This is a genomic window from Staphylococcus sp. HMSC061G12 (assembly GCF_001838465.1).
GTDB classification, from domain to species: Bacteria; Bacillota; Bacilli; order Staphylococcales; family Staphylococcaceae; genus Staphylococcus; species Staphylococcus simulans.
On sequence record NZ_KV837057.1, the window covers coordinates 26,663 to 49,205 of the forward strand.

Sequence of the window (22,543 nt, forward strand, 5' to 3'; positions counted from 1 at the left end):
ACCCCCAATTATTGTAGTTCGTTACCAAATTGCTTGATTTGTTTACCTACTGAACATTCGTAAATACAAAAATGATGTGCATATGTTTTCCCTTTTGTTTTACGATTATATGTTTTTAATTCACAATTTTTGCAGTAAGTGCTTAATAAATCATCTATGGAATCAAGCGCTCTTTTTTCGGATTTTGAAAAAATAATCGTCACTCCCTTTACATAATTAATAACACCTTAAATGGTTTAAGGACGATTAATTTAGCCTCATTATATCATGCGACACGGTTAACTTCATCTCTCTACTTTGTAGTTGTAACTAAATGGCTATTGCATTTAATGTACGATTTCTATAGAATATATGAGTTGAGTTGCGGTTTCTAAACACCCGCATTAACAAAATTTAGGAGGTTAATTATGTTTTACAATGAAATATTAGGTATTATTGCCTTTCTAGTGACCTTTACATTAATGGTCGCAATGTATCGTTTGTTCGGTAAGCAAGGTTTAATTGCTTGGGTAGCTATCGGAACTGTAATTGCTAACATTCAAGTAATTAAAACTGTAGACATCTTTACGATTTCTGCGACTTTAGGAAATGTAATGTTTGCGTCTATTTATTTAGCGACGGATATTTTAAACGATATCTATGGACGTAAAGTAGCTAAAAGAGCAGTATGGATGGGCTTTAGTTCATCATTAGTAATGATAATTTTAATGCAACTATCATTACATTTTATTCCCGCTCCAGAAGATATGGCACAAAAAGCGCTAAGTACAATTTTCAATATAGTACCTAGAATCGCGTTAGGTTCGATTATCGCTTATATCATCGGACAACATATCGATGTCTTTATCTTCAATGCGATTAAAAAAGTATTCAAGTCAGATCGCACATTTGCAATTCGTGCATATGGGAGTACGACATTAAGTTCTATTATTGATACTGCCCTTTTTGTAAGTATCGCGTTTATTGGTTTGCTGCCAGCAGGTGCAGTCTTTGAAATCTTTATTACGACTTACTTCTTAAAACTACTTGCTACAATCTTTAATGTGCCATTTGGTTACTGGGCTAAATCAATGTACCGAAAAGGTAAAATTCAATCCAAAGATGAAGGTTACTGATTGAGGGTATAGATAATATAATATTTTGATTAAGGATGGAATGATGTATGGCTAAAATATTTTTTGATGCAGCAGTTAAAGGTAATCCAGGACCAGCATCTATTGCAGCAACAATTATTGAAGAGAGTAACCATCAAACTTTCACGCAAGATATCGCACCTACTGACAATCATTCAGCAGAATGGCAAGCTTTTAATTTTGCCTTAGACTGTGCATTAGAATTAAATGTATCTACGGCATTAATTTATACCGATTCTAAGCTGATCACTGACAGTTTAGATAAAGGCTTTGCTAAGAATGAGAAGTTTAAAGGTTATTTAGTTGAAGCAGCGAAGAAAATGAAAGCATTTGATTTATGTCTGATTGATTGGATTCCTAGAGCACAAAATAAAGAAGCCAATCATCATGCGCAACAAGCGCTCTATCAGCAATTAAAATAAAAGAAGCGGGAGGACGTCTCCACAGTTATTAACTGTGAAACGCCCTCCCGCTTTTGTTTTGAATGATTAAAATGGTAAGAATTCTCTTTCAATAAATTTCTTAGACACTTTCAAATCGTGAGTATCTAAGACATTGAAAATATCAATGAAATCCAGATGATACTGCATTTGATTAAATAATGCTGTTACATCTAATGGTACATTAGTGTGGATTTCTGCAAGTTGTTTTGAAAGTTTCAAATCATCTAATTGGCTGATGATTTTCTTTTGTTGTGCCGGTGTCAATTCGTCAATGTGATTGATAACATTTTCTACAGACTGATATTTTAAGATCAATTTATGTGCTGTTTTTTCACCAATTCCTTTGACGCCAGGATAACCATCAGCGGTATCTCCCATAAACGCTTTGATATCGATGAGTTGAAGCGGATGTAATTGATATTCTTCTTGATAGCGTGTTAAATCATAGCGGTTATAAATATTAAATCCTTTTTTAGTCAACCAAACTTCAACATTAGGATTTATACATTGTAAGATATCTTTATCTCCTGTAACGATATAAACTTCGTTATCCTCTGATAAATTTCTGCTTAACGTTCCGATAACATCATCGGCTTCATAATTTTTAACTCCAATATTAACAAACCCAAGTGCGTTTGAAATATCTTGAACTAAATCGAATTGTGGTATCAATTCATCAGGCGGTGCTGGTCTATGTTGTTTATAATCTGCAAACATTTCATTTCGAAACGTTTGTTGCCCCATGTCCCAACATACAGCGATATGTGTCGGTTGAATATCATCTATTGCTGAAAAGATGTGACGAACAAATCCTTGTACGCCATTAGTCGGAACTCCGTTTGAATTTCTCATGAATTGATGATGAATGCTTGTAGCATAGAAATGGCGGAATAATAACGCCATTCCATCTACCAGCAATACTTTGTTTGTCATACTACTTCCTCTTTCTAAGTTAAATAATTTCTTTTAATTGACGGTTAGCCGCATCAATTTGTTGAATCAAGCTATTATCAATTTTAACGCTTAATAATGCGCTTGCTTGTTCATGTATTTCATTTGAAATCTCATTTAATTGTTGATCTGCAATCTTGCCCATCTTAGACACTTGTTGTTCTAACTCTTGTCGTAATTGGTTAATGTTGTTTTGCAACAAGTCAACTGTTTCCATTGTGATTTGCTCTTGTAGTTCTTTTTGTGCTTTCAGTTGCAACAAACGCTTTTTCGTCAATTTTTTCGGAAGATGTTCGAACATTTCATTAAAATCAATATGCATCGTTGTAATTTTATCTTTATCCATTTCAATCTCAAAGTGTGGCTGCAATAAAATATGCAATTGATTCAATTGCTTAACAATAGGTGCAAGTTGATCTTCCAGTTGCTTATTAAAGAATTTTTTAATACGTTCAGCAATTAAAGTTTGTTCCATATACAATCTGCCATGGATTTGTTCAAGATATGTTTTAACTGCATCACGTTTTTCAGCATCAAAGTCATTGTTTTTAGTCATTTGCCCGTTGAATACTGTACGAACTTCATCAAACAATTGAATTTTTAAGCGTTCATTCAAGTGATATACTTGATCTTCAACTTCGTTATAAACATGTTGCTTAGTCGTTTTTAAAGTCGTAGTTGGAATCGCACCTTTTTGTTCAATCTTTCTTACTTCTTGTTGACGCGTTTCCATTTCTTCACGGTTATTTTGATAGTCTTCTGACATTTGTGTATAAGAGGCACTAATTTGTTCAAGTTGCGCTTTCATTTGTTGTTGTAAAACAACCTTAGATTCGACCTCCGCAAAGTAATCTAGACTATCTTTTAGTTTATTTAGCCCTTCATCGCCCTCTTTTAATGCACGTCGACTAGAAACACTATAAATATCAGCAGGCATATTTACTTGTTGTAATGCATCGCTGACATAATCTTCCACAGCTTCTAAATCTTCTGTTGATTCTGCTAAATCTACTGCATTAATAATCATCTTGAATGTTTGATTTTCATTGAGTTGATTCATCTCTTTCATATACTCAATAAATGCTTTGTCGTTATCAGTAAATGAATGATTGAAGTAACTTACGTATAAAATCAAATCAGATGATGTTAATATTTTTTCTGTTTCATTAGAATGACGTTGGTTATTTGAATAAAGCCCTAAAGAGTCTACAATAATTTTATTTTTCAACCAGTCTATCGGTAAGTTTAAATGAACAGTTTCCACAAACGCAGCATACTCATCTTGAGCACTCCATTTTTTTACTTCATCCTGACTGATATCGTGATGGTAACCATCTTGAATCATATTTTGGTATAAATCTAATTGTTCTTTAACCGCATTAACAAAAGCAAGTTGTTCTTTCTTCAATGAATGTTTTAACTCTGTTGTATCTGTTGCTTTAAAGTCCTCTAAACTCTCAAAGTGGAATTTTTGAGATTCAACTAATTGATTTAATTCCGCGAGTAATTGAGGTGCTTGTTTTAAAGTGATTGCACTTGAATTACCATATGAGAGCTCTGTTGTTGCTGCTGTAGTAGGATTTGGTGAACTTACTAAATAATTTTCACCTAGTAACGCATTGATTAAGCTGCTTTTACCAGCACTGAATGTACCGAAGACTCCGATTTTCACAATTTGTTGATCCATTCGTTCAATAGCAGCCTTCAAATCTGATTTGGTTTGTTCAAATAAAGGAACAGGATCAATGATATCGATACCTTGCTTAATTGTTTCAATATCGATATCAGATTTTAACTCAGTTTTTTGTTTAGTTTGGTTCAGTTGTTTTTTCGGTGTTTCTAGCTCTTCTTTTGTATATGTGATTTCTGTACGGTCAATCAATTTATCTAATGAATCATCTAAGTGAATATAATAATGTTGATAATTTCTTGTGATGAGTGATTCACGCAGCTTACGTAACTCAATATATTTTTCATAATCATTTTGATCCGTCTCTTCTTCATCGTCGACATGTTGTGTTTCAGCATTTTCAATAGCACGTTTTAATAGAGGTTCAGATTCTTTTTTAATAAATCGATGAATAGCTTTAACGACATCGTCACAGAAGTTTAATACATAAGCATTACTGATACTCATTTGTTCTTGGTATAAATCTGTGACAAGTGAGGATGGTATTTCATAATGCTGATTTAAAATAGATTGGTTGACGTCTGTTTGGTTGATGAAGCGGGTTAAGAATGACATATCTTCTCGCATAGGCTGTCTGATTTGTTGATTTACAATATCTTGTAACGCTGTCATTACATTTTGTAAACGCTCTTCCCTAGCTTCTTCAGTTTTCTTTTTCTTATTAAAGAATCCGCCAACTTTGAATGTCTTTACTTGGCTCTCTAAGTAGAGACGAATCTTTTCACGCATTTCATGCGGCATTAAGTATGCGTTTTCTAAAATGTTTTTGCGTTGATAATTTAAATATTTATAGAGCTTATCTGGATCATTTAACAACTGTGCTTCTTCACTAACAGATTGATTCTGTTGGAAGTTTAAATAAGCTTGGTCAAATTGTGAAGCATCAATATCTAAGTTTGCTAAAATATCCTGCATTTCAGCTTGAATATATGATTTTTGGTCTTCGGTAATAAACTGTGTGATTCTTTCAATATAGTCTTCCATAGACTCGCGATGTGTATCTTGTTCGATTAAGAAATCAGACAGTGCATTAATTTGATTTTCTGGGTGGTCATACTTAGAAACATAAAATGTTTTCAGAAGTTCTAAGTCCCATTCATCTACCGCGTGCTGAATATTTTGTTTGAAAGCATCGAATGAAAGCTCTTCATCATTATGTTTATCGATTTGATTTATTACGAAGACTACTGGGATGCCTGCATGATTCAAACGTTTCATAAATTGGAAGTTCATTGCGGATTGAACATGGTTATAATCTACTGTATAAAAAATAATATTGCTGGTAAACATGAATTGTTCTGTTGATGCTTGGTGTAATGAAACGTTTGAGTCTACACCTGGTGTATCTTGTAAGGTGAATCCTTTTTTGAATTTATCAGATTCAAAACGAATTTCTACAGACTCTACATCCCCATTTTGTCTGTTTAATTGCTTCACTTCATCATAATTGTTCAAGCGTGTATATTTTTGACCTTCTAAGTTTGCGATAATTTCACTTTTATCAGCGACACTGACGATTGCTGTGTTGCTGGTTGTCGGTACAGGTGAACTTGGTAAGATTTCTTGTTCTAGTAGTAAGTTGATTAATGTAGATTTGCCTGCTGAAAAGTGACCGACAAATGTTAATGTGTATTGATCTAGATAAACTTTTTTAATGACTTGGTTGATAATATGGACCAAATCTTGATGGTTTGATTTTTCGACTTCTTTTTTTAATTTATATAAAATATCTAATTGGTTGTTACTCGTCATAGATTATGTACCCCTTTATAAATAACATTGCTTTAATTGTATACTAAAAGCGCTTTACTCTAAAGGATTAAAATCGATGTTGCGGAGAATAAAAAAGATGCATCTGACTGATATTTAGTCAAATGCATCATAATTTTAAAGACCTGGATTATTCGCATGCTTAATTTGTAAGTAGCGAGATAAGCTGTAAACGATAATTCCAGCCCAAATAAAGATAAAGGTAACGAATTGATTTGTATCAAAAGGTTCTCTGTAAATAAAGATACCTAAAATAAAAATTAATGTCGGACCGATATATTGAATGAATCCCATTAATGATAAAGGAATACGTCTTGCACCTGCAGAGAACGAAATTAATGGAATCGCTGTAATAGCCCCTGAGAACAATAGCCAGAATGTCGGCATGTTGATACCAATGGTTGTTTGATGTGAGATCCATAAATAAACGATATAAATCAAAGCTGCTGGCGTTGTAACGATACATTCAAATGTAATACTGCTTAAAGCATCAATCGGTACAATTTTCTTAAGCAGGCCATAAAATCCGAATGACACTGCTAAAATAATCGAAACAACCGGGAACTCGCCGATTTTTAACGTCATGTATAGCACACCAATAAAAGCAAGGAAAATTGCTAACCATTCTAACTTATTGAATTTTTCTTTCATAAAGATCATCGCAAGTAAAATGCTGACAAGCGGATTAATATAATAACCTAAACTCGCTTGGAGTACGTGATTATTATTTACCGCCCAGATAAATGTGCCCCAGTTTACTGTAATGATATAGCCGGCTAGAATAATAGCCCAAAGTTGTTTGGTTGTTAAGGCTTTAATGCCACTTATAAATTGTGAACTTTTTCCCATTGCCATGATTAATACAACCATAAAAATCATGGATAAAATAATACGATAAGCGAGAATTTCAAACGGACTGATATCATTGAGCAACGACCAATAAATTGGTAATGTTCCCCAAAGGATATAGGCAATTATGGAGTATACTATGCCGCGTTTAAATTCTTGATTCATCCTAGTCACCCCAATTTTTCAAACTATTTACTTTTTCTTAGCCCAATATTGATAATACGTACATTCTATATAACCATTGAAGAGCTTTCTACGTTTTGTTGCTTTTTGTTGTGTTAAAAATTCAAATTCTTTATTACTTGTTAAAATGTACTCTGATAAGTTTTTGTGTTGACGCATCAACTTACTAAGATAGCGATACATTTCTTCAACTTCTTCTCTATCACCAATACGCTCACCGTATGGCGGGTTACCAATTAATGCGATAGGTTGATCGGTATGGATATCTAAAGTATTCACATCTTTGACACCGAATTGAATGACTTCACTCAATCCTACTTCTTCAGCGTTACGTATCGCAATGTCTACCATTTCAGGATCAATATCATATGCATAGACTTCAACTTCTTTGTCGTAATCTGCTTGTTGATCTGCTTCGTCACGCAATTGTTCGTATAGATCATCAGGCATGATATCCCATTGTTCTGAAACGAATGAGCGGTTAAAGCCAGGCGCAATATTTTGTGCAATTAAGCATGCTTCAATTGCGATTGTGCCTGAACCACAGAATGGATCGATTAAAGGTGTGTTGCCATCCCAGTTAGCTAAGCGAATCAACGCAGCAGCTAATGTTTCTTTGATTGGCGCTTCACCTTGTGCGAGTCTGTATCCGCGTTTGTTTAAACCTGAACCAGAAGTATCAATTGTTAAAAGTACTTCGTCTTTATGAATTGCGACTTCCAAAGGATACTTACTTCCTGTTTCATCTAACCATCCTTTATGTGCGTAGGCATCTTTTAAGCGTTCAACAATTGCTTTTTTCACGATTGCTTGAACATCAGGTACACTATGAAGCGTTGATTTAACACTTCGACCCTGTACTGGGAAATTACCATCTTCTGTAATGATTGTTTCCCAAGGTAATGCTTTGGTTTGTTCGAATAGTTCTTCGAATGTTGTAGCTTTAAAGCGTCCCATGACTAATCGGACTCTGTCAGCAGTACGCAGCCATAAATTACTTTTGGCAATTGCAGTTTCATCGCCTTCGAAAAATATTCTTCCGTTTTCCACTGTTGTTTCGTAGCCTAATGCGTTAACTTCTTTTGCAACAACAGCTTCAAGACCCATTGGACATACGGCTAATAATTGATACATATGCGTTGACCTTCCTTCTATTTTTGTTGATTTACTTTATTATTGTAGCAAATTTTGAAGCGGTAATATATGTGTAGTAAGCGAGATATCAAATAAAAAAGCTCTCCAATCTTGGAGAGCTGAACTAGTGAGGATATTTCTATAAGCCATGTTCTGTACCTTAGTACTGATAACGTGCACTAGTAGTCACTCGTACGCCGGTGGTAACCATCTGTCTGGAATAAGTATTTACGCACACTTATTCCCTCATTTATACGTTGAATTCCGCTAAATAAGTGCTCCTACCAAATTTGGATTGCTCACTCGAGGGGTTTACCGCGTTCCACCCTTTACATTTCTGTAAAGGCTCCGTCACTGTGGCACTTTCAAGCTACTTTAATCATATCCAAAAGACTTAGATTATTTCACTGCCGTCTATTAGCCTTGACTTATTGTTTCATCAAGCACGAACACTACAATCATCTCAGATTGTGTGAGCATGGACTTTCCTCTATATTGCTATAGCGATTACCCGAAATATCACTTCTTAAAATTATAGCATGGTTCTTTGTCTATGGTAAAGCTAATCCGAAAAAGCACAACTTTTCAGACTTCGAGCCATAAACTCAGAATAACTATTTTCCAAATACTGCTTTTTCTAAATTAGAGATACGTTTAAGAATATCTACATTACTAGAATTTGTGTTTGAAGAAAAACTTTTGTTTTCTTGTGGTCTAGAAGTAGCTACACGTAAACGTAACTCTTCAAGTTCTTTTTTCAACTTATGATTTTCTTCATTTAATTTAATTACTTCATTATTCATGTCTGCCATTTTTTGATAGTCTGCGATGATGTCATCTAAAAATGCATCTACTTCTTCCCTTCTATATCCACGTGCAAGGGTTTTTTCGAAGTCTTTCTCATAAATATCTTTTGCTGATAATTTTAAAGATACATCTGCCATTTTTTCTCCACCTCATTCGAAACTTTCTTCAGACCACTGTATATCACTGATGAATGTATTGATTTCATCAAACGTTACAACATCATAAGTATAGTTTGTTTGTTCTGCAAAATCAACTAACATCCGCTTAAAGAACTTTGGACTCGCTTCTTGTTCTTCATCATAAATTAGAACAGTCATATCAGTATGGTCTAGGATAAATTGATCTGTTTGTTTGAATTGAAAGGGTCCTTCGTAGGGTGCGTGATGCACTGAATCATGAAAATCAGCTTTTTCAATAATTTGTTGATACTTCAACTGATTTTGTTCATTCCAACGTTCTGTATGATTTTGAAAAGGTGTAATCACACCGAGCTTTAATTCAGGATACTCTTGTTGCAAGTCAAGCACCACTTCAGCTGTCCACATTTCAATTCCTAATTGTCCTTGTATCAATACCCATTCTAAACCTTCCTCAACCAGATTTTGCAATTTATTTTTTAAAAATAATTTAAGGTATTTTACTTCAGGTGCATCATCTTTAAATATATTTAATTCATAGGATTTATAGCCGGTAACATATGCTGTTTTAACCATATTGCGTTTCACTTTCCTTTAAATAGTTTAAGTCATAGTTCACACTTTTCAGTTTATCCATAAAGAGTTTCCGGCTTGCTGAAGCATAATGACATTCGACAGAAAGGCGTTCTAAATTTTCTTTGAGTATTTGATACTTCAACTGATTCATGTATGAAAGCGCAATGATATTTTCTGCATAACCATCCAATTGGTTCAACAAATCATCGATGTGATAAGCAAAAGGCATCACCTCGTTTTTGAAATCATATGCCTTACCTGATCTAGCTTCTTCATATCTTTGTTTCATAATATAGGTTTGTTCTATTAATGTTGAGATAATGGTATACAATCACATTTCGCCTCCCTCACAATTAAATTATCATATATTGATAAGTACGTCATTTCAGAAAACCTTTAAATCCCTATGATAAAAGGGTTCAATATTGTTAAATGGCTTGATTAACGTTAAAATAAGTGACATATACACAAACCAATGTTTGCTTAAATACTAAAGGAAGGTTTTTAAGTAAGCATTGTATTGAAATAAGTTTCGAGAGTTTGCATCTCACTGTAAGTTGTGTATAATTATTACGGTTTAAAAACCTGTTGGTGTGGTGAAACAAATGAATTATCCAAATGGTAAACCATTTAATAGAAATAAGACTAAAGTTGGACGCACAAACCCATTCAATTCAAGTAAAATCAAGTATGGCGGACGTGGGATGACTTTAGAAAAGGAAATCGAATTATCAAACGATTACTACCTTTCAACAGGTAAAGCAGTAATACACAAGAAACCGACACCCGTTCAAATCGTAAATGTTTCTTATCCTAAACGCAGTAAAGCTGTGATTAAAGAAGCATATTTCCGCACCCCATCTACAACTGACTATAACGGTATTTATAATGGCCGTTATATTGATTTTGAAGCAAAAGAAACCCAGAGCAAGACGTCTTTTCCATTACAAAATATTCATGAACACCAAGTTGCGCATATGAAATCATGCTATGAACAAAACGGAATTGTATTTTTACTAATTCGTTTTAAAGCATTAGATGAAGTTTATATGCTGCCTTATCGTTCCTTTGAAAACTTTTGGCAAAGACATCAAAATAACATCAGAAAATCAATTACAGTTGAAGAAATAAGAAAAAATGGTTACCATATTCCTTATCAGTATCAACCACGATTGAATTACCTCAAAGCCGTTGATAAGTTGATATTAGATGAAAGTGAGGACCGCGTATGACGGAAAGAAAGAAGACTTCTCATTCTAAGAATGGAAAGTCTGGTAAAAAACAGAATAGGAATATTAAGAGGACAATTATTAAGATTATTGGCTTCATTTTAATTGCGTTTATTGTCTTAGCCTTAGTTGGTGTTCTTTTATTCGCTTACTACGCATGGAAAGCGCCAGCGTTTTCTGATGCAAAATTAAAAGATCCTATACCAGCAAAGATTTATGATAAAGACGGTAAATTAATCAAGACACTTGATAACGGCCAAAGACGTGCGCACGTGGACTTAAAAGATGTTCCGCAAAATATGAAAGATGCCGTTCTAGCTACTGAAGATAATCGTTTCTATAAGCATGGTGCTTTAGACTATAAACGTTTATTCGGTGCGGTCGGTAAAAACATTACTGGCGGATTCGGTTCACAAGGTGCATCAACATTAACACAACAAGTTGTTAAACGTTCATTCTTAACCGATCAAAAGTCGATTGGCCGTAAAGCACAAGAAGCATACTTATCGTATCGTTTAGAACAAGAGTACAGTAAAGATGAGATTTTCCAAATCTACTTAAACAAAATTTACTACTCTGACGGTGTTTATGGGATTAAAGCAGCAGCTAAATATTACTTCGACAAAGATTTGAAAGATTTAAATTTAGCTGAGGAAGCGTACTTAGCAGGTTTACCTCAAGTACCTAACTTATACAATGTATATGATAATCCTAAAGAAGCGGAATCTCGTAAAGATACTGTATTATACTTAATGCATTATCATAAACGTATTTCTGAACAAGATATGAAAAAAGCGCAAGATACACCAATTGAGAAAAACTTAGTTAAACGTAGTGCTGATGATCGTGCAATTAAGCCAGATAATAAAGATCCTGAGTATAACTCATATGTGAACTTTGTGAAGTCTGAATTAATGGCACATCCTGAGTTCCAAGACAAAAATCTTGGCGACTTAATGAATAGTGGTATTAAGATTTATACTAATATGGACTCTAGCGTTCAAAAAGCATTGCAGAACCGTATTGATAACGGCAATTACTATAAGAACGAAGATCAACAAGTTGGTTCAACAATTGTTGACAGTAAGAGCGGTGGATTAGTCGCAATTTCTGGTGGCAGACACTTCAAAGATGTTGTCGACCGTAACCAAGCAACTGACCCTCACCCTACTGGTTCTTCATTAAAACCATTCTTATCTTACGGACCAGCAATTGAGAATATGCAATGGGCAACAAACCATGAACTTCAAGACGAATCAGAATACATGGTAGATGGCACTACATTCAGAAACTATGATACGAAGAGTCATGGTAATGTCACACTTTATGATGCATTACGTCAAAGTTTCAACATTCCAGCATTGAAAGCTTGGCAACAAACGAAACAAGATGCTGGTCAAGACGCACCTAAGAAATTTGCAGAGAAAGTTGGCTTGAAATATGAAGGTGAAATTGGTCCTTCAGAAGTACTTGGTGGTTCATCATCTGAATTCTCACCTACTGATTTAGCTTCTGCTTTCGCAGCGTTAGCTAATGGCGGTGAATACAACCAAGCACACGGTATTACTAAAGTTGTCGATCAAGAAGGTAATACTACAGAGTTTGATCACAAACACCACAGAGCTATGCATGATTACACAGCATACATGCTTTCAGAAGTACTAAAAGGTACATTTGAAGCTTGGGGTTCTGCTTATGGTCATGGCGTATCTGGTGTTAACTTAGCAGCCAAAACTGGTACAGGTACTTATGGTTCAGAAACTTACCAACAATACAACTTACCTGATAACGCAGCGAAAGATGTATGGATTAACGGTTTCACTCCTAAATACTCAATGTCAGTTTGGATGGGCTTCAATAAAGTTAAAGAATATGGTCAAAACTCATTCGTTGGTCATAACGAACAAGAGTATCCACAATACTTGCTTGAAGATGTGATGTCAGACATCAGTCCTAGAGACGGACAAGACTTCCAACGTCCAGCTTCAGTTAATGGTTCAAGCAAATCTGACTTATACGTTGCTAGCAACCCTGACCACAATACTACAAACCGTAAAGTAAACGGTAATGGTACTACTCAAGGCGGCAGCAGTAATAGCAACAACAGTCAACAACAAGGTTCAAACAATAGAAACCAAAACTTTGGTAACAATAACCAACAAGGACAAAGCAATAATCAACAACAAGGCAACAACAACCAGCAAGGCGATAATCAAAATGGCAATGCATTATCAAGATTCTTTAATCTACATGCCATTTTCAATAATAAAGCTTCATAAATAATAAAAGTGCAGTGACTCAAACTTCTGAGCACTGCACTTTTTTCTATACTTAATAATATGAAAAGACATGTTTGAACAAGAAATTCATACATGTCTTTTATCATTTTCATTTAAATTATTAGCGTTTTTGATGTGCTTGTCTTGCTTTATACGCTGCGTTCATTTTAATGAGTTCACTGATGAGTGTTTTCATCTGACGATAACCCATAAAATGATGTTTTCGTTGATGAATATAATCAAATCGTTCTTGGAAATTAATGGGCACAACTGGATAAGTTTCTAATTTATCGTAATCAATTGTTTCAACATTGTTAATCTGACAAAAATAGTGTTCGATTAAAGTTAAATATTCATCAAGTAACGCTTTTCCTTGGTCTGATGTTAATTGTTTCTTTTTCGCAAAGACATCAATTTGGGCTTCTAAAGCTTCAAAATCAGATTTTGTAATCAAAAAATCACCTCTTATGCTTTAGCTTCTTTTCTTAGTTTTTCACGATATCGTTTCTGCCCTTCTCTACAATCATCGAATAAAGGACAAATATCACATTTCGGTGCACGTGCTAAACAGTGATAACGTCCAAAGAAGATCAGTTGATGATGACTTTGATTCCATCTTTCTTTTGGAATAATTGAACACAGGCGCTCTTCTACCTCTTTGACGCTGTCTTTCCATCTATTAATACCTAATCTTTTAGAAACACGTTCTACATGTGTATCAACTGCTAACGCTGGGACACCGAATGCGACACTTAATACAACATTCGCAGTTTTTCGACCAACACCTGCAAGACTTTCTAAATCTGTACGATTATTAGGTATTTTGCCATCAAATTTATCGATAAGTGATCGGCATAGCTTTTGAATGTTTTTCGCTTTATTACGATATAACCCGATTGAGCGAATATCTTGTTCCAGTTCTTCTAAACTGACATCCAAATAATCTTGTGGTGTTTTATACTTTTTAAATAACTCACGTGTTACTTTATTAACTAATACGTCTGTACACTGTGCAGATAGCAACACCGCAATGGTTAATTCAAATGGATTATCATGTTTAAGCTCACATTCTGCATCTGGAAACATTTCATCAATGACATCTATCATACTTAATGCTTTTTTCTTACTTAACATTATGATTCCTCCTGATTCAACCAGTCAAATTTTGGAATGCTTTTGACTGTATGTTTCATTTGCGGTGTATGGTATTGACTACTGATCTTTTTAGAGTCCTCCACTGTTTTAACGTTGTTTTTCTTCCAATTTAATAGGATTCTATCAATGTATTTAAAGCTCATTTTTTCTTGACTCAATGCTTCATTCACCGCAGCTTGAATCACTGAAATATCATGGTGATCAACGTCAATCCACTGATTTAATGTATCAATTTCAATGGGTGATAAAGGACGGCCAAATGCGCTTTCAATCATTTGGAATAATGACTTAAAGGACTCTTGGTTATTCATTTCACGTTGTTGTGTTTCTTGGGATTTTAAAATTTTACTGAAAGATTGATAAAAACCATCTAGATTCATAAATTCAGCAAAACGTCCTTCTTCATCTTTTTGTACTGTTAAATCTAATAAATCTAATTGAATTAGACGCTGAATAACACCTGTCACTTCGCGTTCCTTCATCGTTGTACCTTTACTAAGATATGAAATAGAAGGTTGTTTATTTGAATGCTCATATTCATAAATTAATTTTAATAAGATGATTAAATCAGTTTCTGATAATCCCATGTCAGCATAGTGATCGAGTAATTCTCTTCTAATAACAACGGGGCGTTTTCTAAGTAATTCTATATCCAAAGTGACCCTCCTTTTTTTGATATTTTACCTATTGAAATGGTCCAGTCATCGTTTACACACATGACTGGACCCATTTATTTTTCATTTAAATCATAGAATTGTTTATGGATATAAACGGTTTAATAAGCGTGGGAATGGTGCTGTTTCTCTAACGTGTTCTACGCCAGAAATCCATGCCACTGTTCTTTCTAAACCTAAACCGAAGCCGCTGTGAGGTACTGAACCATAACGACGTAAGTCTAAATAGTACTCATAGCTTTCTTTATCTAAACCATGTTCTTCGATACGTGACTCTAATAATTCTAAGTCATTAATACGTTCAGAGCCGCCGATAATTTCACCATAACCTTCAGGTGCGATTAAGTCAGCACATAAGACTGTGTCTTCATTGTCTGGATTTGGCTGCATATAGAATGGTTTGATTTTTGTAGGATAATTTGTGATAAATACTGGTAAATCATAATGGTTTGCGATCGCTGTTTCATGCGGTGCACCAAAGTCTTCACCCCACTCGATGTCATCAAATCCTTCTTGTTTTAAGTATTCGATTGCATCATCATATGTGATACGTGGGAATGGTGTTTTAACTTTCTCAAGTTTAGAAGTGTCTCTGTCTAAGATTTTAAGTTCTAAGGCGCAATTCTTAAGTACAGATTGAACAACATGAGCAACGTATTGCTCTTGTGCTTCTAAACTGTCGTCGTGGTTATAGAAAGCCATTTCGCCTTCAATCATCCAGAATTCGATTAAATGACGGCGTGTTTTAGATTTCTCAGCACGGAATGTCGGACCGAATGAGAAAACTTTACCATATGCCATTGCTGCTGCTTCTAAATAAAGCTGACCACTTTGTGATAAGAAGGCATCTTCATCGAAATATTTAGTGTGGAATAATTCACTTGTACCTTCTGGTGCACTTGCTGTTAAAATTGGTGGATCAATTTTAACGTATCCGTTATCGTGGAAGAATTCGTATGTTGCACGAATAATTTCATTACGGATTTTCATCACTGCATGTTGTTTTTTAGAACGTAACCATAAATGACGGTGATCCATTAAGAATTCTGTACCGTGATTTTTTGGTGTAATTGGATAATCATGTGCTTCATGAATAATTTCAATAGATTTAACTTGCATTTCATAACCTAAATCTGAACGATTATCTTCTGTAATTGTACCTGTAATGTACATTGATGATTCTTGATTTAAGTTTTTAGCTGTCGCAAATGTTTCTTCATCTACTTCAGATTTCACTACGACACCTTGCATGAATCCAGTTCCATCACGTAATTGCAAGAATGCAATTTTACCGCTAGAACGTTTGTTTTGAAGCCAAGCGCCAATTGTGACTTCTTGACCAATGTAGTTCTTTGCTTCTTTGATTGTAGTCTTCATTATTCAAACTCCTATACTTCTTTTTGACATTTATTAGAGAATTAATGATTGCTCGAAACTTCTAATTTTATCAAGTTGCTTTGAGCATTTGATTAACTTTTAACCCGTATATATTTTATCAAATAAATGCGTTTTCTTCTAGTTGATAAACTCTATTGTGCGGTTAATCGCTTTAATATTTTACTGAACTTTTGCAGATTACCGATTTGCTGATTGAATGCTTTTAACGTATGCATAAAGAAATGCTGATAATTACTTTTGATTAAGCGGTCATCAAAGGAAACAATGATGCCTTTATCATTTTCGTTTCGAATTAAACGCCCTAATCCTTGTCTGAAACGAATGACTGCATCAGGCAGCACATAGTCTTTAAACGTGGAGACAAACTCTGAATCCATCAACCAGTATTTCGTATTGTTCTGATTCATAAACGGCAGTTTTGCAATCATGACACATTTAATGCCGTCACCTTGAAAATCAAAGCCTTCAAAGAATGTTCCTGTTCCTAATAAGATTGCTTTATCAAAGCTGTTGAATTGTTGCGCTATTTTATAGTTTTGACTATTGTTTTGCTGTGACAAGATAATGTAATCTTCAAAATCAGGTAAGTCATTTAATAATTCTTGAACATGATACATCATTTTGTAACTTGTAAAGAGCACTAAACATTTAGATTCAGTCATATTTACATATTCAGTAATATAACTGACAATCGCGTGCTCATATTTTTCTACATCACGATAATGATAAGGCTCAACATCATTTGGAATAAAGATAGTTGCTTTATTTTGGTTATCAACTACATCGTCAATAATATACGTGTTGAATTCAGCATCTTGGTTGAACCACTTTTTATAAGCTTCAAAGGATCCATTAAAAGTTAACGTGCCTGAAATAAAAGTTAAGGCATTAAACTTGTCTAAAATTTGATGTGAAAGTATATCTTTCACCTTATAATCCTTCACATAAATCGTAATCGTTGATTTCTGTTCTAAATTTTTAATGGATAAAAAGCATGTGTGATCTGCTTTTAAACTTTGTTCAATCGCACGGAAGTGGTCATTGATGTACAGTAAATGTTTACGAATTGATTTGATAGTTTTATGACTCATGCCATTAAAGTATTCTAACGTTAAGTTCAATTTATGGATAATCTCATGGATATCTTTTAATATCGGTGCTTTATCAAATTGATTTACAAAATGAATCTTATGATTATCATCATCATGAATCGTAGAGTCATGGATAATATCGAAGATGGTCGTAAATAATTGTTCATTCAATTCATGAATATCATTTACTGCGGTTTTAAGTCCAAAAACATCAATCGGTGGAATATCTAATCTTTCTAAGATACGTTTTTGTTCAAGACGATCTACTGACTTTAATAGTTTTTCATTTTCTGTCTTACCGATTAAACCTAGTTGATATTTAATATCTGAATAGCTGAGTTCATTTGTGACTTGGTCTAATGCATAATCTGGTAAGCGATGTGCTTCATCGATAATACAGTCTTCAAACAATTGATAAATACTATTTTCTTGAGAAGCATGTATTAAATGCGCATGATTTGTTATACCAATTTGGATATTTTGTGCATTACGTTTTAAGAAATTATAGTAATGAATATCATGACGGACCGGTACATAAGTTTCAGCTTTTTGCTCTAAATACATCTTTTGTCCGCCTTTAAGATTAAGCTCTTGAATGTCCCCTGTTTCTGTGTGGGTAATCCATATCAATAACTGCATTTTAAGCAAAGTTACATCGTAGTTTTGTGTTTCGTCTTTAAGGATTTGACTGATGAGTCCTAAAGAAATATATTCACGTTTACTTTTGATAATCGCCGCATTGATACGGTAACCAAGCACTTTTTCCAACGTAGGTATTTCATATTCTAATAACTGATTTTGCAATAACTTAGTATTTGTTGAAATCATGACATGTTGTTTAGTTTCAATATTATACATCAGTGCTGCAATTAAATACGCAATAGATTTACCTGAACCTAAGGGTGCTTCAATCAATGCTTTATCATTATGCATGAGTTGATCTAAAATAATTTCTGTTAAATAAAGTTGCTTTGGTCGATATATGAACCCTAAAGCGTCAATGACCTTTTTATAAAAGTCTTCAGTTGAACCTTCAAAATCAATGGAAGGTGCTTTGAAATCGACTTGTTTTCTGTATATGATTTGTTCAAATTGAGCGTATTGATTATCTAATGGCTGATCGCCATGATGTCTAACCATTTCAAACAATACATCATGTAACTGATATTTTAAATCTTTGCTTAAGTAATAAAGTTGTTTCAATGTATCAGTCGGTAATGCGTTCAATACATTAAAAGCTTTAACCATTAATTTTGCTGTAGTAGCCGCATCTTCATCAGCGCGATGAGCATTATTCAGTGGAATATTATGATTTTCTGCTAATTCACTTAGCTGATAGCTTTTATCCGTTGGAAATGCAATTTTAAACAATTCTACAGTATCAATCGTTTTTCTAGGGTGATAAGTAATATTACATTTTCTAAATGCATTTTTTAAGAAGTTCAAATCAAAAGAGACATTATGTGCAACAAACACACAATCCTTCAAGACTTCATAAACTTCATCTGCAATTTCATGAAAGTATGGCGCTTGTGTTAACATAGCGTCTTCGATTGACGTGAGTGCCTGAATGAAAGGCGGAATTTCTAAGTCTGTCTTTATTAAAGAGTGGTATGAGCCGACAATTTCATAATTACGTACAAATGTAATACCGATTTGGATGATTTCATCATAATCCTTCTGGTTACCTGTCGTTTCTAAATCTACCACTGCATAAGTAGTTTGACTCACACGATCGCCTCCTTTCTATAAATCTATATCTGCACTCATTAAACGGTGGTTTGTACCTGCTTCATCTACGACTAATAAGAAACCATCTTTATCGATATCTATCGCTTGACCACTGAACTGTTCATCGTTTTCTGTGAATTTCAATGTTCTATGCCAGATATTCGAGTGTGTTCTATATTCGTCTCTAATAGATTCAAATGGTACGGTTAAGAATTGAATATAACGTTTTTTCATATTTTTTAATAATGTATCTAAAAATGCATAACGGTCTACTTTTTGATCGGCATGTTCAAAAATGCTTGTGGCACGATGTGCAATCTCTTCTGGGAATTCGTCTGCATGTTGATTCATATTGATACCGATACCACATATAACAGCTTCTATACCATCACTGTTTGCGGACATTTCCGTTAAAAAACCACATACTTTTTTCGAACCGATATAAATATCATTCGGCCATTTGATTTCAACTTTATCGTTTGAAAATGGTTGGATAGATTCGCGAATTGCTAAAGCCATAAATAAATTAAATGTAGTGATTAAAGAAAAAGGAACTTTAGGACGAAATACTGCACTCATCCATAGACCTTTCCCTTTTGCTGAGTCCCAAAAACGGTTGAAACGGCCACGCCCTTTCGTTTGTTCATTACTCAACACTAACATTGCGTTTTGATGGCCAACCATTTTTTGTTTCGCAGCAAGCTGTGTCGAATCAATCGTATCATAAACATAGACATCATCGAAAAAACCTTGTGCATCCACAATTTGCTCTACAATTCCAGGATACCAAGTATCCGCAAGCTGTTCTAATTGATGGCCTCTATGATTAACAGAGTGAATAACACACCCTTCTGCTTTTAATTGATCTATAATTTTTTTAACAGCAGTTCTCGAAATTTGTAACTGTTCTGCTATCATTTGACCGGATATATATTCTGGTTGATTATCATATAACATTTTAACGACATCTTGACTATATTTAGACATTTGCTTTCACCCATTTTATGATTTCACTTTGTTCATTTTGCAACTCATGATTGATAATCGCGCATTCTATTTTTCTTAGTATATCTTTTAACCATGGGCCGCCTTTTCGATTTAATGTTTCTAATATGATTTTACCATTGATAGCGATATCACTTCTTTTAGAAATCACTAAGTCCTTGTCAATCTCTTTAATTGATTCTTGATTTATTATTAAAGGATGACCTAAATAAATCCTGTTTTCATTCAGTGTTTCATGCATCGACAATATATAAGATAATACAGGCAAGCCGTAGTCGTAAACTAAAAGACGCAATGCTTTTTTATCTGAAAGTGTTTCTAGCTTTTCAAAAATACTACAATACATTTTTACCTTCTTTTTCATATCGTTACTAATTTTTAGTTTTGCTAAAGCACCATTATTTTCAGGTTGTTTAAACATCATTACCGCAAGCATTAATTCTAATGAAATTGGTTCGCAAATATGAATGTGTGACATCTTATAATTTTTGAAAAATGGCACATAATCAAAGAAATTCAGTTCAAGTAATAATGGATAAACGTGTGCGACATCTTTACCATTTAGTAGTTTCGTTAACTCTACTATGATTCTTTCGATGGACAAATAGGCAGTATCAGCCATACGGTTTTTCATCGCATTGTATGTGGCATCTTCTATGTCAAACCCTAATTGCGATTTAAAGCGTAAGCCTCGTAGTATGCGCAAAGCATCTTCAGTAAAACGCTCTTCTGCAGGCCCTACTGTAACAATTCGTTTTTGTTTAATATCTTCATATCCGCCGAAATAGTCTCTAATGGTAAAATCAGTATCCATCGCAATCGCATTCATTGTGAAGTCTCTACGCTCTACATCTTTATATAAATCACGTACAAAATAAACTTCATCTGGCCGTCTATGGTCTTTGTATTCACCTTCGGCACGATATGTGGTTACTTCATAATTTTCATTTCGATAAACCACGTTAATCGTTCCATGTTGTTTACCAATTGGGATCGTATGATCAAATATGGATTCGATTTCATCGGTAGAAGCGCTAGTAGTAATATCAATATCGTGAATAGGACGGTTCATTAAATAATCACGTACCGATCCACCAATATAATAGGCTTCAAATCCATTCTCTTGTATTTGGTTTAAAATAGGTGCAGCTTTTAAAAATAAGTCTTTATTCATGATTTTCCTCTAACATTTGGTTGTAATAATATTCATATTGATCTGCGATTAACTCAGAGTTGAAACGTTCTGTCACATCTTTCAGCATTTGTTCGCGAACACGTTGATACAACGTATCATCCGTTAATAACTTAATCGCATATTCACTCGCTTTATCGCTATCTCCAATATCAACAATAAAGCCTGTTTCTTCATGTTTAATCACTTCTTTAATACCGCCAGCCGTTGAACCGATGGGTACAACACCTGTTTTCATCGCTTCTAATAAAGTTAAACCAAAACTTTCCTTTTCACTTAACAAGAGTACTAAATCAGACATTTGATAAAATTGATTTACAAATTCTTGTTTTCCTAAAAACATGACATCATCTTCAATATCTAGTTCACGTACTAAACGTTTCATTTCCATTAACTCTGGTCCATCACCTAGTAATAGTAATTTCGATGGTATTTGATCATGCACTTTTTTGAAAGTCTCAATAATCGTATCAATACGTTTGACTTGTCTAAAGTTCGAAACATGAATCAATACTTTCTCATCAGGTTTGATACCATAAACTTTTTTCAATGCATCGTTTCGTTTTGTCGGAAAATCAATTTCTCTGACAAAGTTATAAATCGGTATGATTTTTTTATCAGTACCGATGATTTCTTGCGTTTGATGTGCTAATGATTTACTTACACTTGTTACAACGTCACTATTTTCAATACCGAATTTAATCGCATCTTTAAGAGAATGATCAAAACCAAGCACTGTAATATCTGTACCATGCAAAGTCGTCATGATTTTGACGTCTTTACCAGACATTTGACGTCCTAATATGCCGCAAATCGCATGAGGCACTGCATAATGCATATGTAGGATATCTAAATCATATTCACGAATTACAGATGCGATTTTTGTACTTAAACTGATATCATAAGGTGGATATTGAAAAACTGCATATTGGTTTACTTCTACTTGGTGGAAAGTAATATTTGGAAGTGGTTTTCTAATACGAAACGGTAAGTTTGAAGTGATAAAGTGGACATCATGCCCTCTTTCAGCAAGTGTTATCCCAAGTTCAGTTGCGATAATACCTGAACCTCCCATAGAAGGATAACATGTAATTCCTATCTTCATTTCAAACCGAC

The 22,543-nt window shown here is 34.1% G+C and carries 20 protein-coding genes and 1 other RNA gene; 4 read left to right on the top strand and 17 right to left on the bottom strand.

The features are described from left to right. Window positions 1-8: 8 nt before the first annotated feature. The gene (locus HMPREF2937_RS13250) at window positions 9-203 is read right to left on the bottom strand and encodes a zinc-finger domain-containing protein (protein ID WP_081600395.1); all 195 of its coding nucleotides are present in this window, start codon (window positions 201-203) and stop codon (window positions 9-11) included. Window positions 204-407: 204 nt separating this feature from the next. Between HMPREF2937_RS13250 and HMPREF2937_RS04545 the strand changes: the two genes are divergently transcribed. Next, complete coding sequence (locus HMPREF2937_RS04545; RefSeq protein WP_002480945.1) at window positions 408-1,115, top strand: queuosine precursor transporter; 708 nt, start codon at window positions 408-410, stop codon at window positions 1,113-1,115. Between the two features lie 47 nt (window positions 1,116-1,162). After that, on the top strand, window positions 1,163-1,555 hold the full coding sequence (locus HMPREF2937_RS04550) for a ribonuclease HI family protein (protein WP_023015205.1): 393 nt from the start codon (window positions 1,163-1,165) through the stop codon (window positions 1,553-1,555). A 66-nt stretch (window positions 1,556-1,621) separates the two neighbouring features. On the opposite strand, the gene HMPREF2937_RS04555 is transcribed toward HMPREF2937_RS04550, so the two are convergent. The 8 genes from HMPREF2937_RS04555 to HMPREF2937_RS04590 form a co-directional block, all read right to left on the bottom strand. Beyond that, entirely contained in the window at window positions 1,622-2,509 is an 888-nt protein-coding gene (locus HMPREF2937_RS04555) for a 5'-3' exonuclease (RefSeq protein WP_023015204.1), read from the bottom strand. 19 nt (window positions 2,510-2,528) lie between these two features. Continuing rightward, complete coding sequence (locus tag HMPREF2937_RS04560) at window positions 2,529-5,969, bottom strand: dynamin family protein (RefSeq protein WP_070864115.1); 3,441 nt, start codon at window positions 5,967-5,969, stop codon at window positions 2,529-2,531. Between the two features lie 135 nt (window positions 5,970-6,104). Further along, a complete protein-coding gene (gene rarD / locus HMPREF2937_RS04565) occupies window positions 6,105-7,001 on the bottom strand; it encodes an EamA family transporter RarD (RefSeq protein ID WP_002480949.1) in 897 nt (298 codons plus the stop codon). 27 nt (window positions 7,002-7,028) lie between these two features. Then, complete coding sequence (locus tag HMPREF2937_RS04570) at window positions 7,029-8,153, bottom strand: THUMP domain-containing class I SAM-dependent RNA methyltransferase (protein ID WP_070864116.1); 1,125 nt, start codon at window positions 8,151-8,153, stop codon at window positions 7,029-7,031. A gap of 137 nt (window positions 8,154-8,290) precedes the next feature. Then, an RNA gene (gene rnpB, locus HMPREF2937_RS04575) (RNase P RNA component class B) lies at window positions 8,291-8,672 on the bottom strand. 95 nt (window positions 8,673-8,767) lie between these two features. Then, window positions 8,768-9,097, bottom strand: a complete 330-nt coding sequence (gpsB, locus tag HMPREF2937_RS04580; protein ID WP_002480951.1) for a cell division regulator GpsB — start codon at window positions 9,095-9,097, stop codon at window positions 8,768-8,770. Window positions 9,098-9,109: 12 nt separating this feature from the next. Then, on the bottom strand, window positions 9,110-9,673 hold the full coding sequence (locus tag HMPREF2937_RS04585) for an SLOG family protein (RefSeq protein ID WP_057510508.1): 564 nt from the start codon (window positions 9,671-9,673) through the stop codon (window positions 9,110-9,112). After that, window positions 9,666-10,004, bottom strand: a complete 339-nt coding sequence (locus tag HMPREF2937_RS04590; protein WP_002480953.1) for a DUF1798 family protein — start codon at window positions 10,002-10,004, stop codon at window positions 9,666-9,668. The genes HMPREF2937_RS04585 and HMPREF2937_RS04590 overlap by 8 nt, the downstream gene beginning before the upstream one ends. A 274-nt stretch (window positions 10,005-10,278) precedes the next feature. Between HMPREF2937_RS04590 and recU the strand changes: the two genes are divergently transcribed. Both recU and HMPREF2937_RS04600 read left to right on the top strand, forming a co-directional pair. Continuing rightward, a complete protein-coding gene (gene recU / locus HMPREF2937_RS04595) occupies window positions 10,279-10,905 on the top strand; it encodes a Holliday junction resolvase RecU (protein WP_023015200.1) in 627 nt (208 codons plus the stop codon). Further along, window positions 10,902-13,181: a transglycosylase domain-containing protein gene (locus HMPREF2937_RS04600; RefSeq protein WP_070864117.1), complete on the top strand. Its 2,280-nt coding sequence runs from the start codon at window positions 10,902-10,904 to the stop codon at window positions 13,179-13,181. The genes recU and HMPREF2937_RS04600 overlap by 4 nt, the downstream gene beginning before the upstream one ends. A gap of 121 nt (window positions 13,182-13,302) precedes the next feature. Here the strand turns inward: HMPREF2937_RS04600 and HMPREF2937_RS04605 are convergent, their stop codons facing one another. The 8 genes from HMPREF2937_RS04605 to bshA all read right to left on the bottom strand — a co-directional run bounded on the left by HMPREF2937_RS04605 (window position 13,303) and on the right by bshA (window position 22,532). Beyond that, window positions 13,303-13,635 (bottom strand): YpoC family protein, encoded by a 333-nt coding sequence (locus HMPREF2937_RS04605; protein ID WP_002480956.1) that lies wholly within the window; start codon window positions 13,633-13,635, stop codon window positions 13,303-13,305. Window positions 13,636-13,646: 11 nt separating this feature from the next. Beyond that, the gene (gene nth, locus HMPREF2937_RS04610; RefSeq protein WP_002480957.1) at window positions 13,647-14,315 is read right to left on the bottom strand and encodes an endonuclease III; all 669 of its coding nucleotides are present in this window, start codon (window positions 14,313-14,315) and stop codon (window positions 13,647-13,649) included. After that, complete coding sequence (locus HMPREF2937_RS04615; protein ID WP_002480958.1) at window positions 14,315-14,992, bottom strand: DnaD domain-containing protein; 678 nt, start codon at window positions 14,990-14,992, stop codon at window positions 14,315-14,317. Before HMPREF2937_RS04615 ends, nth begins: the two co-directional genes overlap by 1 nt. A gap of 102 nt (window positions 14,993-15,094) precedes the next feature. After that, window positions 15,095-16,387 carry an asparagine--tRNA ligase gene (gene asnS, locus HMPREF2937_RS04620; protein WP_060804294.1) on the bottom strand — a complete coding sequence of 431 codons (1,293 nt, stop codon included), beginning with the start codon at window positions 16,385-16,387 and terminating at the stop codon, window positions 15,095-15,097. Window positions 16,388-16,539: 152 nt separating this feature from the next. Continuing rightward, window positions 16,540-19,230: a helicase C-terminal domain-containing protein gene (locus tag HMPREF2937_RS04625; RefSeq protein ID WP_070864118.1), complete on the bottom strand. Its 2,691-nt coding sequence runs from the start codon at window positions 19,228-19,230 to the stop codon at window positions 16,540-16,542. 15 nt (window positions 19,231-19,245) lie between these two features. Then, window positions 19,246-20,217, bottom strand: a complete 972-nt coding sequence (locus tag HMPREF2937_RS04630; RefSeq protein WP_023015197.1) for a biotin--[acetyl-CoA-carboxylase] ligase — start codon at window positions 20,215-20,217, stop codon at window positions 19,246-19,248. Further along, window positions 20,210-21,409, bottom strand: coding sequence for a CCA tRNA nucleotidyltransferase (locus HMPREF2937_RS04635; RefSeq protein ID WP_070864119.1), 1,200 nt, complete (start codon window positions 21,407-21,409; stop codon window positions 20,210-20,212). The genes HMPREF2937_RS04630 and HMPREF2937_RS04635 overlap by 8 nt, the downstream gene beginning before the upstream one ends. Then, window positions 21,402-22,532 (bottom strand): N-acetyl-alpha-D-glucosaminyl L-malate synthase BshA, encoded by a 1,131-nt coding sequence (gene bshA / locus HMPREF2937_RS04640; RefSeq protein ID WP_070864120.1) that lies wholly within the window; start codon window positions 22,530-22,532, stop codon window positions 21,402-21,404. The genes HMPREF2937_RS04635 and bshA overlap by 8 nt, the downstream gene beginning before the upstream one ends. Window positions 22,533-22,543: the final 11 nt, after the last annotated feature.

Bases quoted from the DNA above. Each gene is read 5' to 3' on its own strand.
- HMPREF2937_RS04545 (WP_002480945.1), top strand. From the start codon at position 408: ATGTTTTACAATGAAATATTAGGTATTATTGCCTTTCTAGTGACCTTT.
- HMPREF2937_RS04550 (WP_023015205.1), top strand. From the start codon at position 1,163: ATGGCTAAAATATTTTTTGATGCAGCAGTTAAAGGTAATCCAGGACCA.
- HMPREF2937_RS04555 (WP_023015204.1), bottom strand. From the start codon at position 2,509: ATGACAAACAAAGTATTGCTGGTAGATGGAATGGCGTTATTATTCCGC.
- HMPREF2937_RS04560 (WP_070864115.1), bottom strand. From the start codon at position 5,969: ATGACGAGTAACAACCAATTAGATATTTTATATAAATTAAAAAAAGAA.
- rarD (WP_002480949.1), bottom strand. From the start codon at position 7,001: ATGAATCAAGAATTTAAACGCGGCATAGTATACTCCATAATTGCCTAT.
- HMPREF2937_RS04570 (WP_070864116.1), bottom strand. From the start codon at position 8,153: ATGTATCAATTATTAGCCGTATGTCCAATGGGTCTTGAAGCTGTTGTT.
- gpsB (WP_002480951.1), bottom strand. From the start codon at position 9,097: ATGGCAGATGTATCTTTAAAATTATCAGCAAAAGATATTTATGAGAAA.
- HMPREF2937_RS04585 (WP_057510508.1), bottom strand. From the start codon at position 9,673: ATGGTTAAAACAGCATATGTTACCGGCTATAAATCCTATGAATTAAAT.
- recU (WP_023015200.1), top strand. From the start codon at position 10,279: ATGAATTATCCAAATGGTAAACCATTTAATAGAAATAAGACTAAAGTT.
- HMPREF2937_RS04600 (WP_070864117.1), top strand. From the start codon at position 10,902: ATGACGGAAAGAAAGAAGACTTCTCATTCTAAGAATGGAAAGTCTGGT.
- nth (WP_002480957.1), bottom strand. From the start codon at position 14,315: ATGTTAAGTAAGAAAAAAGCATTAAGTATGATAGATGTCATTGATGAA.
- asnS (WP_060804294.1), bottom strand. From the start codon at position 16,387: ATGAAGACTACAATCAAAGAAGCAAAGAACTACATTGGTCAAGAAGTC.
- HMPREF2937_RS04630 (WP_023015197.1), bottom strand. From the start codon at position 20,217: ATGTCTAAATATAGTCAAGATGTCGTTAAAATGTTATATGATAATCAA.
- HMPREF2937_RS04635 (WP_070864119.1), bottom strand. From the start codon at position 21,409: ATGAATAAAGACTTATTTTTAAAAGCTGCACCTATTTTAAACCAAATA.
- bshA (WP_070864120.1), bottom strand. From the start codon at position 22,532: ATGAAGATAGGAATTACATGTTATCCTTCTATGGGAGGTTCAGGTATT.